The sequence below is a fragment of the Williamsia muralis genome (assembly GCF_002735905.1).
Classification (GTDB): domain Bacteria; phylum Actinomycetota; class Actinomycetes; order Mycobacteriales; family Mycobacteriaceae; genus Williamsia; species Williamsia muralis_A.
On sequence record NZ_PEBD01000002.1, the window covers coordinates 91,219 to 106,178 of the forward strand.

At 65.3% G+C, this 14,960-nt stretch carries 12 protein-coding genes; 6 read left to right on the top strand and 6 right to left on the bottom strand.

All coding sequences use genetic code 11. The annotated features are described in order from the left end of the window. Nucleotides 1-3 precede the first annotated feature (3 nt). Both CSW57_RS00410 and CSW57_RS00415 read right to left on the bottom strand, forming a co-directional pair. Nucleotides 4-984 carry a 1-phosphofructokinase family hexose kinase gene (locus CSW57_RS00410; protein WP_099380980.1) on the bottom strand — a complete coding sequence of 327 codons (981 nt, stop codon included), beginning with the start codon at nucleotides 982-984 and terminating at the stop codon, nucleotides 4-6. Continuing rightward, entirely contained in the window at nucleotides 981-1,748 is a 768-nt protein-coding gene (locus CSW57_RS00415; protein WP_030173170.1) for a DeoR/GlpR family DNA-binding transcription regulator, read from the bottom strand. Before CSW57_RS00415 ends, CSW57_RS00410 begins: the two co-directional genes overlap by 4 nt. A gap of 157 nt (nucleotides 1,749-1,905) precedes the next feature. Between CSW57_RS00415 and CSW57_RS00420 the strand changes: the two genes are divergently transcribed. Next, nucleotides 1,906-3,588, top strand: coding sequence for a phosphoenolpyruvate--protein phosphotransferase (locus CSW57_RS00420; RefSeq protein ID WP_099380981.1), 1,683 nt, complete (start codon nucleotides 1,906-1,908; stop codon nucleotides 3,586-3,588). A gap of 57 nt (nucleotides 3,589-3,645) precedes the next feature. On the opposite strand, the gene CSW57_RS24600 is transcribed toward CSW57_RS00420, so the two are convergent. After that, complete coding sequence (locus CSW57_RS24600) at nucleotides 3,646-4,857, bottom strand: DoxX family protein (RefSeq protein WP_223248955.1); 1,212 nt, start codon at nucleotides 4,855-4,857, stop codon at nucleotides 3,646-3,648. 192 nt (nucleotides 4,858-5,049) lie between these two features. Between CSW57_RS24600 and CSW57_RS00430 the strand changes: the two genes are divergently transcribed. Then, nucleotides 5,050-5,568, top strand: a complete 519-nt coding sequence (locus CSW57_RS00430) for a hypothetical protein (protein WP_099380982.1) — start codon at nucleotides 5,050-5,052, stop codon at nucleotides 5,566-5,568. On the opposite strand, the gene CSW57_RS00435 is transcribed toward CSW57_RS00430, so the two are convergent. Further along, nucleotides 5,569-6,243 (bottom strand): MBL fold metallo-hydrolase, encoded by a 675-nt coding sequence (locus tag CSW57_RS00435; protein ID WP_099380983.1) that lies wholly within the window; start codon nucleotides 6,241-6,243, stop codon nucleotides 5,569-5,571. A gap of 19 nt (nucleotides 6,244-6,262) precedes the next feature. Beyond that, on the bottom strand, nucleotides 6,263-7,240 hold the full coding sequence (locus CSW57_RS00440; protein ID WP_099381019.1) for a GlxA family transcriptional regulator: 978 nt from the start codon (nucleotides 7,238-7,240) through the stop codon (nucleotides 6,263-6,265). A gap of 28 nt (nucleotides 7,241-7,268) precedes the next feature. On the opposite strand from CSW57_RS00440, the gene CSW57_RS00445 reads away from it, so the two are divergent. The 3 genes from CSW57_RS00445 to ilvD all read left to right on the top strand — a co-directional run bounded on the left by CSW57_RS00445 (nucleotide 7,269) and on the right by ilvD (nucleotide 13,500). Then, complete coding sequence (locus tag CSW57_RS00445; protein WP_099380984.1) at nucleotides 7,269-8,636, top strand: MFS transporter; 1,368 nt, start codon at nucleotides 7,269-7,271, stop codon at nucleotides 8,634-8,636. Nucleotides 8,637-8,808: 172 nt separating this feature from the next. After that, complete coding sequence (gene uvrA / locus CSW57_RS00450) at nucleotides 8,809-11,766, top strand: excinuclease ABC subunit UvrA (RefSeq protein ID WP_099380985.1); 2,958 nt, start codon at nucleotides 8,809-8,811, stop codon at nucleotides 11,764-11,766. 45 nt (nucleotides 11,767-11,811) lie between these two features. Then, on the top strand, nucleotides 11,812-13,500 hold the full coding sequence (gene ilvD / locus CSW57_RS00455) for a dihydroxy-acid dehydratase (RefSeq protein WP_062799301.1): 1,689 nt from the start codon (nucleotides 11,812-11,814) through the stop codon (nucleotides 13,498-13,500). A 78-nt stretch (nucleotides 13,501-13,578) separates the two neighbouring features. Here ilvD and CSW57_RS00460 read toward each other — a convergent pair whose 3' ends face one another. Further along, a complete protein-coding gene (locus tag CSW57_RS00460; protein ID WP_099380986.1) occupies nucleotides 13,579-13,929 on the bottom strand; it encodes a DUF1844 domain-containing protein in 351 nt (116 codons plus the stop codon). A 364-nt stretch (nucleotides 13,930-14,293) separates the two neighbouring features. Between CSW57_RS00460 and infC the strand changes: the two genes are divergently transcribed. Continuing rightward, nucleotides 14,294-14,926, top strand: coding sequence for a translation initiation factor IF-3 (infC, locus tag CSW57_RS00465; RefSeq protein ID WP_051721925.1), 633 nt, complete (start codon nucleotides 14,294-14,296; stop codon nucleotides 14,924-14,926). Nucleotides 14,927-14,960: the final 34 nt, after the last annotated feature.

Genomic DNA, 14,960 nt, shown 5'->3' on the forward strand with positions numbered 1-14,960 from the left:
GGATCAGTGGTTGCCGATGACCGGGTTGAGCGCGGTGACGGTCACGGCGCCGGGCTGGGTGTGGTGAGGACTCGGCAAAGCCGTTCCCGGTAGCGCTGCTGCGGCGCTGCCATACGAGACCGCCCATGCGAGGCGGTCGGCCGGTCCGGCGTTTTGCAGATCGGCGAGTAGATATCCGGCCAGCGACGAATCGCCGGCTCCGACCGTGCTGCGCGGCGCGATCGGGGGAGTTGTTGCGTGCCAAGCGCCTTCGTCGTTGACGAGAACGGCTCCTGCGGCGCCCAGAGTTGCCAGCACGGCACGGGGGCCGCCGGCCTCGATCAACGATCTCGCGGCCCGGGCGGTCGGCACCGGGTCCCCGTGCTCGGCGGCGAGTTCGAGCTCGGCGCCGTCCAGCCCGGTGAGCTGACCGAGTTCTGTTGCGTTCGGTTTGATGAGATCCGGTGCGGCCGAGGGGAACCGGGCCGCGAGGGCGAGTAGCGGTTCATCGGAGGTGTCCACTGCGATCTGGGTCGGCCCGACGCGGAGCGCTGTGATCAGGTCGGCGTACCAATCGGCCGAAACACCAGGGGGTAGCGACCCGGACAACACGACCCACACGGCCGAGCCGGCCAGGTCCTGCAGGCACGCCGTCAGGGCTGCCAGCGTTTCCGGTGGCAGGGCTGCCCCTGGCTCGTTGATCTTTGTTGTCGTGCCGTCGGGTTCGGTGACCGTGAGGTTGACCCGGGCTGTTCCTGGGTGCGCGATACCGCGGTGGTCGATTTCTGCCTCGTCCAATGCCAGCAGGATCGGCTCTCCGGGGTTGCCGGGCAACACCGCGATCGAACGCTTGCCTGCAGCCGTGACGACGCGGGAGACATTGACGCCCTTGCCTCCGGGATGGGAGGTCGCTGCCGATGCGCGATGTACTGCGCCGCGCTGGAGTGGCCCGGTCAGATTGATCGTGCGGTCGATGCTCGGATTTGCGGTGAGAGTGACGATCATGCCGTCACCACCTCGACGTCGTGTGCAAGCAGTTCGGCGCGATCCGACTCGCGCAGGGCGCTGTCGGTGATGAGGACGTCGACCCTGTCGATGGGGGCGAAACTGATCAGGTCTTCTCGGCCGACCTTTGACGAATCAGCAACCACCACGACACGGTGCGCGCTGGTGACCATCGCCCGTTTGATCGCGGCCTCATCGCTGTCGGGAGTGGACAGACCGTGGCGCAGACTGAGTCCGTTGGTCCCGACGAAGGCGACGTCGATCCGCATCGACGCCAGGGTTCGCAGCGCGTCGTCGCCGACCACTGCCTGGGTGATCCCGCGGACACGTCCACCGAGCAGATGCAGGCGTGACCCACCGAGGCCTCCGACGCGGGCCGCGACCGGGATGGAGTTGGTGACGATGACGAGGTCCATGTCGGCGGGGAGGTGAGCAGCAACTCGGGCCGTGGTCGTCCCGGCGTCGAGCAGGATGCTGCCGCCGACCGGGGGTAGCTGGTCCACGGCCGCCTTGCCGATTCGGTCCTTCTCTCCGGATCGACTGTGCTCGCGTTCGGCGGTGCCGACCTCGATGGCTGTGAGCGCGGATGCGGGTACTGCGCCACCATGGACCCGTCGGATCACCCCGAGCCTGTCGAGGGCCGCCAGGTCGCGACGCACCGTCTCGGTCGTCACGCCGTACAGATCGGACAGATCAGCGACCGACATGCGGCCTTTCTGCGCGATCAGCGCGGCCATGGCCTGCTGCCGCTCCTCTGCGTACATCTGCCCTCCATGTGGGTTACGTTGCTAGTCGGTGTTGCTTTATGTTGTTTTATGCCCGATCGTATTGCTTTGTCAAGGATTTTGAGTAATCTGAATCACATCGAGTCGGGTTGGTGACGTAGACACAAAAGCCCGCAGACTTGTCAGAGGAGGACGGATGACGAAGTCAACGCTGATCGGAAGCCCACGAAGGGTGTTGCACGGAACGCCGGTGGTGCCAGGCGTGGTGGCGGGTCCGGTGATCGTTCCGGGTCCACGCGTCGCGCCGCCGCTCGACGACACCGTGATCGACCCGGCGGACCGCGACCGCGAGCTGCAGGCGTTCCGCGAGGGCACCAAAGCTGTTGCATCGCGACTTCAGGCACGGGCCGCGGTGTCGAGCGGAGCGGCCTCCGAAGTGCTCGCCGCCAACGCGGCCATGGCAACGGACCGGGGCTGGCTGGGTGCAGCCGAGAAGCTCATCGCGGCCGGCAACTCCGCCACTGCGGCGACAGCCGCCGCCACAGAACAGTTCGTGGCCCTGTTCACCAAACTCGGCGGCCTGATGGCCGAGCGCGTGACCGATCTCCGCGATGTCCGTGACCGCGTGCTCGCCGAGCTGATCGGGGCTCCCGAACCGGGGGTTCCGGAACCGGACGTTCCGTCGATCCTTTTCGCGGAGGACCTGGCGCCCGCAGATACGGCGGGCCTCGACCCGGCAATGGTCATCGGGCTGGCGACCTCGCTCGGTGGCCCGACCAGCCATACCGCGATCATCGCGCGCCAGCTGGGCATCCCTTGCGTCGTGGCGGTCACCGGCCTCGACGAGGTCGCAGCAGGGAGTTCGGTCCTGCTCGACGGCGCCGAAGGCGAGATCACCGTGTCACCTGATGCGGCCGCGGCATCCGAAGCAGTGGCCCAGTACCGGTTGATTGCCGAGCGCACAGCCGCGTGGACCGGACCCGGTGCGACAGCCGACGGTCATCGAGTCGACGTCCTCGCGAACGTACAAGACGGCGCCGGGGCGCGGGTGGCCGCGGAGACCTCAGCAGGTGGGATCGGGTTGTTCCGGACCGAACTGTGCTTCCTCGACCGAGAGACCGAACCGACGGTCGCCGAGCAATCCGCCATCTACCGCGAAGTGCTCGATGCCTTCCCGGACGCAAAGGTCGTCGTTCGCACACTCGATGCCGGGTCGGACAAGCCTTTGCGTTTCGCCGAACACCCACATGAGGCCAATCCGGCTCTGGGGGTGCGTGGCATCCGGATCGCAGCCCGTGACAGTGGCATTCTCGATCGGCAACTGGACGCGATTGCTGCTGCGGCCGAAGGGGTTTCACGCCCGTGGGTGATGGCGCCGATGATCTCGACGGCTGCCGAAGCTGAGTCGTTCGCCGCGAAAGTCCGTGAACGCGGGCTTGTCCCCGGAGTGATGATCGAGGTCCCGGCAGCGGCGTTGCTCGCCGAACGGATCCTCGACCACGTCGACTTCCTGTCGGTGGGAACCAACGATCTCGCGCAGTACACGATGGCAGCCGACCGGATGTCGGCCGACCTCGCCGAGCTCACCGATCCTTGGCAGCCTGCAGTCCTGTCACTGTTGGCGCGCACGGCAGTCGCCGGCGCCGCCGTGAACAAGCCGGTGGGGGTGTGCGGGGAAGCGGCGGCCGATCCGCTGCTCGCCTGCGTGCTGGTCGGTTTCGGGATCACATCGCTGTCGGCGGCAGCGTCGGCAGTTGCGGGCGTCGGTGCCAAGCTGGCGACGGTGACTTTGGATCAGTGCCGTCGAGCAGCAGACGCGGTATCGCAAACGGCGGATCCGATGAGTGCGCGGGCAGCAGCTCGCAGTCTTCTGGACTGACGGCGTTTGTGGGCTGCTGCCCGCGTACTCAGGAATCAAACGGTCGAACGGACGAACCTACTGCGCTTTCTTTGCCTGCTTGCGTGCCTGAGCTGACAGCTTGACGCCTTCGTCGGCTGCACGCTCGGCGAGCTGCGCCGCGTAGACGCGGGCCGATTCGGCCAGCTCGGGTGCCCGGTCACGAGCGGTCGCGAGCGTCTTCTCTGCGTATCCATTGGTGGCAGCCAACGTCTGTGATGCAGACGCGGCGAGCTCGGCGCGACGGTCGGCAGCAGCGCTCTTCGCCTTGGCTCCGTTGGTGAGGGCCTGCTTGGCGAACTTGGTCTGCTGCTTGGTCAGCTTGGCCTGCTGCTTGGCGGCGGTCTTACCCAATTTCGCCTGCTTCTTGCCGGCCTGCTTGCTCAGCTTGGCCTGCTTCTTCGCAGCGGCCTTGCTGAGCGACGCTGTGCGCTCGGTGGCGACCTCGGCGAGCTTCGCGCTCTGTGTGGTGGCCTTGGCGGCGAGCTCTCCGGCCCGCTCGGAAGCGACTCCGGCGAGAACTGCGCCACGCTTGGACGCGACGTCGACGATCTCGCTGCCGCGTTCGCCTGCGACATCGGCCAGGACGGCCGCCCGTTGCGACGCCTTCTGTGCCAGTTCGGCAGCCCGCTCCGACGCGACCTCGGCGAACTTGCCGCCGCGGTCGGAGGCCACCTCGGCCAGATCGCCGGTTCGCTCGCCGACGACCTCGGCGATGTGCGACGCACGATCGGCCAGGACACCTGCGGTCGAAGCGCTCGCAGCGGCGGTAGGCAGTACTGCACTGACCTTGTCACTGGCGATCGCCGCGGCCTTGCGTCCGCGCCATGCCAGCGACGGCTTGCCTTCGGTGTCGACGGTTGCGATCAGCAGCCCGCCGAGCAGTCCCACGTTCTTGATGAAATGCGCTTGCTGCTCGGCCCGCTCGTGCGGGTCGGTCTCGTTCCAGAAGTCGTTTCCGGCCAGCGTGGTGGGGATGACGACGCCGGCAAGGGTCAGCGAGGCGAGCCGCGGGAACTTGCCGGTCGCCAGTGCCAGGCCACCGATGATGTGGATGGCGCCGTTGATACGGACAACCACCTGCGCGTCAGCCGGGATCAGGTCGGCGGCCTGCGGCGGGAGCTGGGTTTTTGCTTTGTCGACGAACGGCTGCGCGGTTTCGGCTAGCTGTTCCGGGCGTCGGATCGCGTCGATCCCAGTTGCGATGAACGCGGTCGCGAGCATGGGACGGGCAATGCGGCGGATGAGCATAGAAGGGCCTCCTCAAGACACTTGTTACATGGACCTGTCCCCGGGAAAGTCATGCGTGAAACCTTCCTCTCGCCAGGTGGTCCGACAGAACCTGCTTAACGGATGGACTCTGTTGACCCTATAGATCAACCAGGGCCCGTGTGATGGTCCCTCGCATTGGGTAGACATCTGCCGACCGAACGGAGGTGAGTGGTGCCCATCGAACACGGGGATGTCGGCTGTTGGGTGGTGAAGTGCAACCCGGTGACCGGGACCGACTACTTCGCGGCCATCGCTGCAGATGATGAGGCCCGGGGACCTGTCCCGAACCTTCATGCAGACAGCTGGTGCTTGAGTCCGCGGTCCGGCAGGAGCCGGATGGTCTCGCCCGGCGACCTCATAGCCCTGTGGGTGACCGGTCCGAAGAACCCCGGAGTCTATGAAGTGGGCTGGGTGGTCGAGAACCGCGAGGACCCGTCGAACTCGATCGGCGTCCCCGAACCACGAAAGGTCTACTACATGGGCTTACGGCTCGGTGCGGACAACCATGTGCCGCGCGGGTTGATCCAGGCCACCCCGGGTCTGGACCGGTGCGAGCAGCTGCGGGCGCCGATGATGTCCAATCCCAGTTATCTGACAGTCGACGAAGCCAGGGTGCTTGCTCGTCTCGTCGCGGCCAGGGTGTCCGAGGATGTCGTGGCAGCGGCCCGGTGGAACACGCTGCTCACCTGATCACCAGCCGCGTTCGCGCCACTCATCGAGGTGAGGCCGCTCGGCCCCCAGCGTGGTGTCGAGGCCGTGCCCGGGATAGACCACAGAGCTGTCATCGAAGCGGTCGAAGAGTTTGGTCGTCACGTCGTTCAGCAGGATCTCGAAGTCGCCGTCGCGGTGTGTCTTTCCGACACCACCCGGGAAGAGCGAATCGCCGGTGAACAGGTGGGTGACGTCGTCGTCGAGGACCAGCGCGATGGAGCCGTCGGTGTGACCCTTCAGGTGGATGGCCTCCAGGCGGAGTTCGCCCACCTCGATGACGTCGCCTTCGTCGATCAACCGGTCTGTCTTCACCTGAATCGGCTCGGCGTCGATTCGGCCTGCCGCGGTGGGAAGACCGGTCGCCTTGACCACCTCTTCGAGTGCGATCCAATGGTCCGGGTGCCAATGGGTGGTGAAGATCAGCTCGATGTTGCCGTGATTCCTGATCAGCTCGACGAGCGTGTCCGCGTCATTCGCAGCATCGATCAGCAGCGCCTTGCCGGTCTGCTTGCAGGTGATCACGTAGACGTTGTTGTCCATCGGACCGACCGACAATTTGACGATGGTCGCCCGAGGCGTCGATTTGCGTTGAGGGACGTCGGATTCACTGAAGTCACCGGTGTATGTGTCGGAAATCGGGGCCGCTGCACTCATGGCTCATGACCTTACTTGGTCACTGGCCCTGGAAGGTCCGGCGATAACGGGTCGGGGACGTCCCCAGATGGTTGCGGAGGTGGTGACGGAGATTGGCCCCGTTGGCCAGACCCGACAGTCTGGCCACCTCGTCGACCGGAAGGTCGCGGGACTCGAGTAGTTCTCGGGCGTGGTGCACACGCTGTTTACGGACCCAGACCGCAGGCGTGTCACCGGTTTCTTCGCGGAACCGCCGGTTGAAGGTACGCACACTCATGTTGGACTGACGGGCGAGCTGGGCAACGGTGAGTGGCTCGGTCAGGTTGTGGCGAGCCCATTCCCGCACCGCCGATGTAGAAGCGTCGCCGACGTCGGGTACTGCAGCGTCGATGTATTGGGCCTGGCCGCCATCGCGCCATGGTGGCACCACGCAGTACTTGGCCACCCGGTTCGCGACCCGCGCACCGTGGTCGCGGCGAATCATGTGCAAGCAGAGGTCGATTCCTGCCGCCAGGCCCGCCGAGGTGAGAACGTCCCCGTCGTCGACGAACAGAACGTCCTCGTCGAGGTGCACCGCCGGGTAGAGCCGGCGCAGGTCGTCGGCCTTGTCCCAGTGGGTGGTCGCTGGTCGGCCGTCGAGAAGCCCTGCTGCCGCGAGCGCGAAGGCGCCGGTACAGATCGACACGATGCGGGTGCCCGTCCGTACGCGCTCCAGCGCTTGACGCAGTTCGGCGGGGCAGGTGCCGTCGAAGCGGACCTCGTGCAGCCTGGTCCCGGGGATCACGACCGTGTCCGCCGAGTCGAGAGCTTCAGGACCACGGGTGGGCACCATCGCGAACCCGGACAGGGTCCGCACGGGCTCGGTCGACAGGCCGATCAACTCGACGTCGTACAGCGGATTTCCCGCATCGTCGGCGGCCTGCCCGAACACCATCGGCGGAATCGTCGCATCGAACCCGATCACCGGCTCGAGCATCAGCACAGCGATTCGATGAGGGGTCGGGATGCGAGAAGCCATGGCAGCATTTTTACAGATGTTGTCATCTATGCCAATGGCGGCGCCGGTCGGCGACAGCGAGAGTTGTCCGGTGACCATCGCCGAGACCCCGCGCGTCCGCTCCGGCCCCCGTCTGCACTGGGCGTGGACAGTGGCCGCCGTCAGCTTCGTGGCTCTTCTTGCGGCGGCCGGTTTCCGGTCGGTTCCCAGCGTGATGATGGACCCGTTGCACCAGGAGTTCGGCTGGTCCCACGGCACGGTGGGTCTGGCGATGTCGATCAACATGACATTGTTCGGTCTGACCGCGCCGTTCTCGGCGGCACTGATGGACCGTTTCGGAGTGCGTCCGATCCTCGCCGGCGCACTCACCCTGATCGCACTGGGCACGGCTCTCAGCGTCTTCATGACCGCCGGGTGGCAGCTGCTGCTGCTCTGGGGAGTTCTGGTGGGTATCGGCACCGGGTCGATCTCGATGGGGTTCGTGGCGACGGTCGCCACCCGCTGGTTCGTCGAACGCCGCGGATTGGTCACCGGGGTCCTGACGGCTGCGAGCGCCACGGGGCAGCTGATCTTCCTCCCGCTGGTGGCCCTGGTCACCACTCGATACGGGTGGCGGTTTGCGGCCCTCATCGTCGCGGCAGCTGCCTTGGCGGTGGTTCCGCTGATCGTGGTCTTCATGCGAAACCATCCGAGCGACAAAGGGATCAGCGCATACGGTGCGCCGATCGAGCAGCAACCGTCGCAACCGCCCGTCGCGCGCTCGGGCAGTTTTCGCATGGCTCTGGACGGGCTGGTGATAGGTGCGCGTACACGGGTGTTCTGGTTGCTCGCGGCGAGTTTCGCGATCTGTGGGGCGACGACGAACGGACTGATCGGCACCCACTTCATCCCGGCTGCACACGACCATGGAATGCCGACAACGGTCGCCGCAGGTCTACTCGCCACCATCGGGGTGTTCGACGTCGCAGGCACGATCTTCTCCGGCTGGCTCACCGACCGTGTGGACGCTCGGATCCTGCTTGCCGTCTATTACCTGGGCAGGGGAGTGTCACTGCTCGCCCTGCCCGTGCTGCTGTCTCCCCATGCCGAACCGAGCACATGGGTGTTCATCATCTTCTACGGTCTCGACTGGGTGGCGACGGTCCCGCCCACCATCGCGCTGTGTCGAACCCATTTCGCGGACCGCACACCGGTGGTGTTCGGCTGGGTGTTCGCCGCGCATCAACTGGGGGCTGCGGTGGCGGCGTTCGGCGCGGGCCATCTGCGCGACCAGCACGGTAGCTACGACATGGCGTTCTACGTCGCGTCCGGTCTCTGCGTCGTTGCTGCGCTGCTGTCCCTGGGCGTTCGCAGGGCTGCGGTCGCTAACACACAACGGCCGGTGTCATCGAACCGGCTCGCGCACGATAAGTGCTGATCAGCCGGGTGAAATGAGTGGCCGAGAGTCGGCTCGGCGGGGGCGCGATTTGCTGGGGCCGGTATCTTGTCAGTGGGTGCCTCTAGCATTGCCGGGTACGCCCCTGGCTGACACCGACCTTCCGACCTGCATGCGGTCGGTACCCCCCGATTCGACACCGAAAAGGACCACTGTGGCTGATCGCCTCATCGTGCGCGGAGCCCGCGAACACAACCTGCGCGGCATCGACGTCGACCTCCCGCGTGACAGCTTGATCGTCTTCACGGGGCTGTCCGGCTCGGGAAAATCGAGCCTCGCGTTCGACACGATCTTCGCCGAGGGGCAGCGCCGCTACGTCGAGTCGTTGTCGGCATACGCGCGCCAGTTCCTCGGTCAGATGGACAAGCCCGACGTCGACTTCATCGAGGGGCTGTCACCTGCGGTCTCGATCGACCAGAAGTCGACCAACCGGAACCCGCGTTCCACCGTCGGCACCATCACCGAGGTCTACGACTACCTCCGTCTGCTCTACGCGCGTGCGGGCAAGGCGCATTGCCCCGAGTGCGGTTCGGCCATCGAGAAACAGACCCCTCAGCAGATCGTCGACCAAGTGCTCGAGATGGAACAGGGCATCCGTTTCCAGGTGCTGGCGCCGGTGGTCCGCACCCGCAAGGGTGAGTTCGTCGACCTGTTCGGAACTCTTCAGACACAAGGCTTTTCGCGTGCCCGGATCGATGGCGTGGTGTACCCTCTCACGGATCCGCCAAAGCTCAAGAAGCAGGAAAAGCACGACATCGAGGTCGTGGTGGACCGGTTGTCCGTCAAGTCCTCGGCCAAACAGCGACTCACCGACTCGGTCGAGACCGCTCTGGGGCTGGCCGACGGTGTGGTGGTGCTCGACTTCGTCGACCTGGAGGAGAACGACCCCCACCGCGAACGGCGCTTCTCCGAGCGGATGGCTTGCCCCAACGGCCACCCGATCGCCATCGACGACCTCGAACCGCGGTCCTTCTCGTTCAACTCGCCGTACGGTGCGTGCCCGGAGTGTGACGGGCTCGGTATCCGCAAAGAGGTGGACGAGGAACTCGTCGTGCCCGACCCGGACCTGTCGCTTGCCGACGGTGCGATAGCGCCGTGGTCGGGCGGCCACAACGCCGACTACTTCCTCCGCTTGCTCTCAGGCCTCGGCGACGAGATGGGATTCGACACCAAGACGCCGTGGAAGAAGCTCCCGCTCAAGGCGCGTAAGGCGATCCTGAACGGCAGTGACCACCAGGTGCACGTCCGTTTTCGCAACCGGTATGGCCGTACGCGCTCGTACTACACCGAGTTCGAAGGTGTGATGTCGTTCTTGCACCGGCGCATGGAGCAGACCGAGTCCGAGCAGATGAAGGACCGGTACGAGGGATACATGCGTGACATCCCTTGCCCCGAGTGCGGTGGTGCCCGCCTGCGCCCAGAGATCCTCGCCGTCACCCTCGACCACCAGCGTTTCGGCGAGAAATCGATCGCGGACGTGTGTGCGTTGTCGGTCGCCGAGTGCGCCGACTACCTGTCCGACCTCAAGCTGGGCTCGCGCGAGCAGGCCATTGCCGGACGCGTGCTCAAAGAGGTGCAATCCCGCATCACATTCTTGCTCGACGTCGGGCTCGAGTACCTGTCGTTGTCGCGGGCGGCCGGATCGCTCTCCGGCGGCGAGGCGCAACGTATCCGCCTGGCCACCCAGATCGGCTCCGGTCTGGCCGGCGTGCTCTACGTGCTCGACGAACCATCGATCGGCCTGCACCAGCGCGACAACCGTCGTCTCATCGACACCCTCACCCGGCTGCGCAACCTGGGCAACACCCTCATCGTCGTCGAGCACGACGAAGACACCATCCGCTCGGCCGACTGGATCGTCGACATCGGACCGTATGCCGGCGAGCACGGTGGGCGTGTGGTGCACAGCGGTAGCTACAAGGATCTGCTGACAAACACCGAGTCCCTCACTGGTGCATATCTGTCCGGTCGAGAGTTCCTCGAGGTCCCCGAGATCCGGCGTCCGATCGACCGCAAGCGACAGCTGACCGTTGTCGGCGCACGTGAGCACAACTTGGACAACGTCGACGTGGTGTTCCCGCTCGGTGTGCTCACCGCGGTGACCGGCGTCTCGGGTTCGGGCAAGTCCACTCTCGTCAACGACATCCTGGCCACCGTGATGGCCAACAAGCTCAACGGTGCGCGTCAGGTGCCGGGCAGGCACACGCGGATCAACGGCATGGACAATCTCGACAAGCTCGTGCGCGTCGACCAGTCGCCGATCGGTCGGACCCCTCGGTCGAATCCGGCCACCTACACCGGTGTGTTCGACAAGATCCGTACGCTCTTCGCGGCGACCACCGAAGCGAAGGTTCGTGGCTACCAGCCGGGACGGTTCTCCTTCAACGTCAAGGGCGGTCGCTGCGAGGCGTGTACCGGCGAGGGCACCATCAAGATCGAGATGAACTTCCTGCCCGACGTGTACGTCCCCTGCGAGGTGTGCCACGGTGCGCGGTACAACCGCGAAACGCTGGAGGTCCACTACAAGGGGAAGACCATCTCCGAGGTCTTGGACATGCCGATCGAGGAGGCCGTCGACTTCTTTGAGGCCATCACCTCGATCCACCGATACCTCAAGACGCTCAACGACGTCGGCTTGGGCTACGTCCGGCTCGGACAGCCGGCCCCGACGCTGTCCGGTGGCGAGGCGCAGCGCGTGAAGCTGGCCGCAGAGCTCCAGAAGCGGTCGACCGGGCGCACGGCATACGTGCTGGACGAGCCGACCACCGGCCTGCACTTCGAGGACATCCGCAAGCTGCTCAAGGTGATCAACGGGCTCGTCGACAAGGGCAACTCCGTGATCGTCATCGAACACAACCTCGACGTCATCAAGACCGCGGACTGGGTCATCGACATGGGGCCAGAAGGTGGATCCGGTGGCGGCACGGTCGTGGCGGAAGGTACGCCCGAAGATGTCGCAGCGGTGCCGGAAAGCCACACCGGGAAGTTCCTCGCGGAGATGCTCAAACCGCAGACGGTCGCATCCGTCCCGGCCAAGCCCAAGCGCAAAACGCCCGCACGCAAAGCTGCGGCGAAGCAGACTGGTCGTAAGCAAGAGGTCGCAGCGAGTTGATCGCGGCCGACCGGCTGTCCCATCCATCGAGTAGGAGCCAGCACCATGGTTGACATGAAGCCGCGCAGTCGCACCGTCACCGACGGGATCTCGGCGGCACCCAGCCGCGGGATGTTGCGGGCGGTCGGAATGGGCGACGAGGACTGGGGTAAGGCCCAGATCGGCATCGGGAGCTCGTGGAACGAGATCACCCCATGCAACCTCTCGCTCGATCGGCTCGCGCAGGCGGCCAAGGAGGGCGTGCACGCCGGCGGTGGTTATCCACTGCAGTTCGGCACCATCTCGGTGTCGGACGGCATCTCGATGGGCCACGAGGGCATGCACTTCTCCCTGGTGTCGCGCGAAGTCATCGCCGACTCGGTGGAAACCGTGATGCAGGCCGAACGGCTCGACGGGTCGGTTCTGCTCGCCGGTTGCGACAAGTCTCTGCCCGGGATGCTGATGGCCGCCGCTCGCCTCGACCTCGCCTCGGTGTTCCTCTATGCCGGCACCATCGCCCCCGGTTGGGTCAAGCTGAGTGACGGCACCGAACGGGATGTCACGCTGATCGACGCTTTCGAAGCCGTAGGGGCGTGCCGGGTCGGTTCGATGTCCGAGGAGGATCTGGGCCGCATCGAGCGCGCCATCTGTCCCGGTGAGGGTGCCTGCGGCGGTATGTACACCGCGAACACGATGGCCTCGATCGCCGAGGCGATGGGTATGAGCCTCCCGGGATCGGCGTCACCGCCCGCGGCGGACCGCAGGCGTGACGCCTTCGCGCACCGCTCCGGCGAGGCAGTTGTCAATCTGATCCGTCTCGGCATCACCGCCCGCGACATCATCACCAAGCCCGCGCTGGAGAACGCCATCACGGTCACCATGGCCCTCGGCGGTTCCACCAATGCCGTCCTGCACCTGCTGGCCATCGCCAGTGAAGCGGATGTCGATCTCGATCTCGACGACTTCAACCGCATCGGTGACCGCACCCCCCACCTGGGCGACCTCAAACCCTTCGGCCGGTTCGTGATGAACGACTTCGATCGTCACGGCGGTATCCCGGTGGTCATGAAGGCTCTGCTCGACGCCGGTCTCCTCAACGGGGATGCACTGACCGTCACCGGAAAGACGTTGTCGGAGAACCTCGCTGCGATGGACATCGCGCCACTCGACGGCGACGTCATCCGCACGCTGAGCAATCCCATCCACAAGACCGGCGGGATCACGGTGCTTCACGGCTCACTGGCCCCCGAAGGCGCGGTGGTGAAGTCCGCAGGATTTGACGCCGACACCTTCGAGGGTCCGGCGCGAGTGTTCGAGCGCGAGCAGGGTGCGCTGGCCGCTCTCGCGGACGGCGTCATCAAAGCCGGCGACGTTGTGGTCATCCGATATGAAGGTCCCAAGGGCGGACCGGGCATGCGTGAGATGCTTGCGATCACCGGCGCCATCAAGGGGGCCGGTCTCGGGAAAGACGTGTTGCTGCTGACCGACGGCCGATTCTCCGGCGGCACCACAGGCCTGTGCATCGGGCACCTTGCGCCTGAGGCATCCGACGGGGGACCGGTGGCCTTCATCCGCGACGGCGACCGCATTCGCGTGGACATCGCTGCGCGGACATTGGACCTCCTCGTCGACGACGACGAACTGGAGTCACGCAAACAGGACTGGCAGCCTCTCGACCACAAGTACCAGCGGGGTGTGCTGTCCAAGTACGCCAAGCTGGTCCGTTCGGCGTCTGTCGGAGCCGTCACCCACTGACCCCGCCGAACCCCGAAAGTGTGCCCTTATGGCGAATGAATACCCAGGTCGCCTCCGCCAGAAGGGCACACTTCCGGGCTAGTCGGTGACGGGACCGGTCTGCTTCTCGCCCGGGCCTTTTCCTGGCTCATCGGGATGGGCACTTGCCTCGCGGAACGCGAGCTGCAGACTCTTGAGGCCGTCGCGCAGGGGAGCGGCGTGGATACCGAGGTCGGTCACCGACGACTGTACGAGTCCGGCCAGCGCACCGATCAGTTTTCGAGCCTCGTCGAGGTCGAAGTGCGGGCTCGTCGACGGGTCGCTCTCGGACAACCCCAACTTCTCCGCCGCCGAACTCATCAACATCACCGCAGCACGCGTGATCACCTCGATGGCCGGAACCTCGGCCAGGTCGCGCACCTCGGGCTCGGAATTCACGTTTTCCGTCATGGCTGTTAGACTTCCACCTACGACCGCCCTGGCGTACGCCGGGGTTGCAAGTGGAGTTCACACTCCCACCGCTCGACGTCGGTGTCTTCGCAAGAAGCCCTCACAGTTGAACGGTCCGGTTTTGTCGCCGGAGGTATCCGCGTCAGCGGAATATTTCCGGTGGCCTCTGAGTTGGAGGCTGTGATCGCTGGGATGCGATAGGTGACATGAACCGGTCGGTGTGGGCCCCGTCGATGAAACTTCATCGAATCGGGGCCTTTTCGCTGAGGATCTGTCTTCACCAGTTGCTCCCGCGGTCCAACCCGACAGAAAACGTCTGCCACGAGGAACCACCTACGTACGCGGACACAAATGAGGAGGCCCCATCAGCACTGAGACTCGTATCAATGAGCGCATCCGAGTTCCTGAGGTCCGTTTGGTCGGACCGAACTCGGAGCAGGTCGGCATCGTCCGCGTGGAAGATGCCCTGCGCTTGGCTATCGAGGCCGATCTTGATCTGGTCGAGGTGGCCCCGAACGCGCGCCCGCCGGTCTGCAAGATCATGGACTACGGCAAGTTCAAATACGAGGCGGCACAGAAGCAGCGCGAATCGCGTCGCAACCAGCAGATGACCGTCATCAAGGAGCAGAAGCTCCGCCCCAAGATCGACGACCACGATTACGAGACCAAAAAAGGTCACGTCATCCGCTTCCTCGAAGCCGGGTCCAAGGTCAAGGTGACGATCATGTTCCGCGGACGCGAGCAGTCGCGACCCGAGCTCGGTTACCGATTGCTGCAGCGCTTGGGCAACGACGTCGGCGAGTACGGGTTCGTCGAGACCTCCGCCAAGCAAGATGGCCGCAACATGACGATGGTTCTGGCCCCGCACAAGGGCGCCAAGACCAAAGCACAAGCTCAAGCACAAGCTCAGGCACCGAAAGCGCAACCAGCGCAAAGTGCACCCAGTAAGCCTGCGGCAGATTCAGGACCGGCTCCGGCCGCAAATCCTGAAGGCTGACCGCCTTCGAGGCTGATCGAGAAGAAAGGCATAA

Bases quoted from the DNA above. Each gene is read 5' to 3' on its own strand.
- ilvD (WP_062799301.1), top strand. From the start codon at position 11,812: ATGGTTGACATGAAGCCGCGCAGTCGCACCGTCACCGACGGGATCTCG.
- CSW57_RS00435 (WP_099380983.1), bottom strand. From the start codon at position 6,243: ATGAGTGCAGCGGCCCCGATTTCCGACACATACACCGGTGACTTCAGT.
- CSW57_RS00410 (WP_099380980.1), bottom strand. From the start codon at position 984: ATGATCGTCACTCTCACCGCAAATCCGAGCATCGACCGCACGATCAAT.
- CSW57_RS00420 (WP_099380981.1), top strand. From the start codon at position 1,906: ATGACGAAGTCAACGCTGATCGGAAGCCCACGAAGGGTGTTGCACGGA.
- CSW57_RS00460 (WP_099380986.1), bottom strand. From the start codon at position 13,929: ATGACGGAAAACGTGAATTCCGAGCCCGAGGTGCGCGACCTGGCCGAG.
- CSW57_RS00445 (WP_099380984.1), top strand. From the start codon at position 7,269: ATGCCAATGGCGGCGCCGGTCGGCGACAGCGAGAGTTGTCCGGTGACC.
- CSW57_RS00415 (WP_030173170.1), bottom strand. From the start codon at position 1,748: ATGTACGCAGAGGAGCGGCAGCAGGCCATGGCCGCGCTGATCGCGCAG.
- CSW57_RS00440 (WP_099381019.1), bottom strand. From the start codon at position 7,240: ATGGCTTCTCGCATCCCGACCCCTCATCGAATCGCTGTGCTGATGCTC.
- CSW57_RS24600 (WP_223248955.1), bottom strand. From the start codon at position 4,857: ATGCTCATCCGCCGCATTGCCCGTCCCATGCTCGCGACCGCGTTCATC.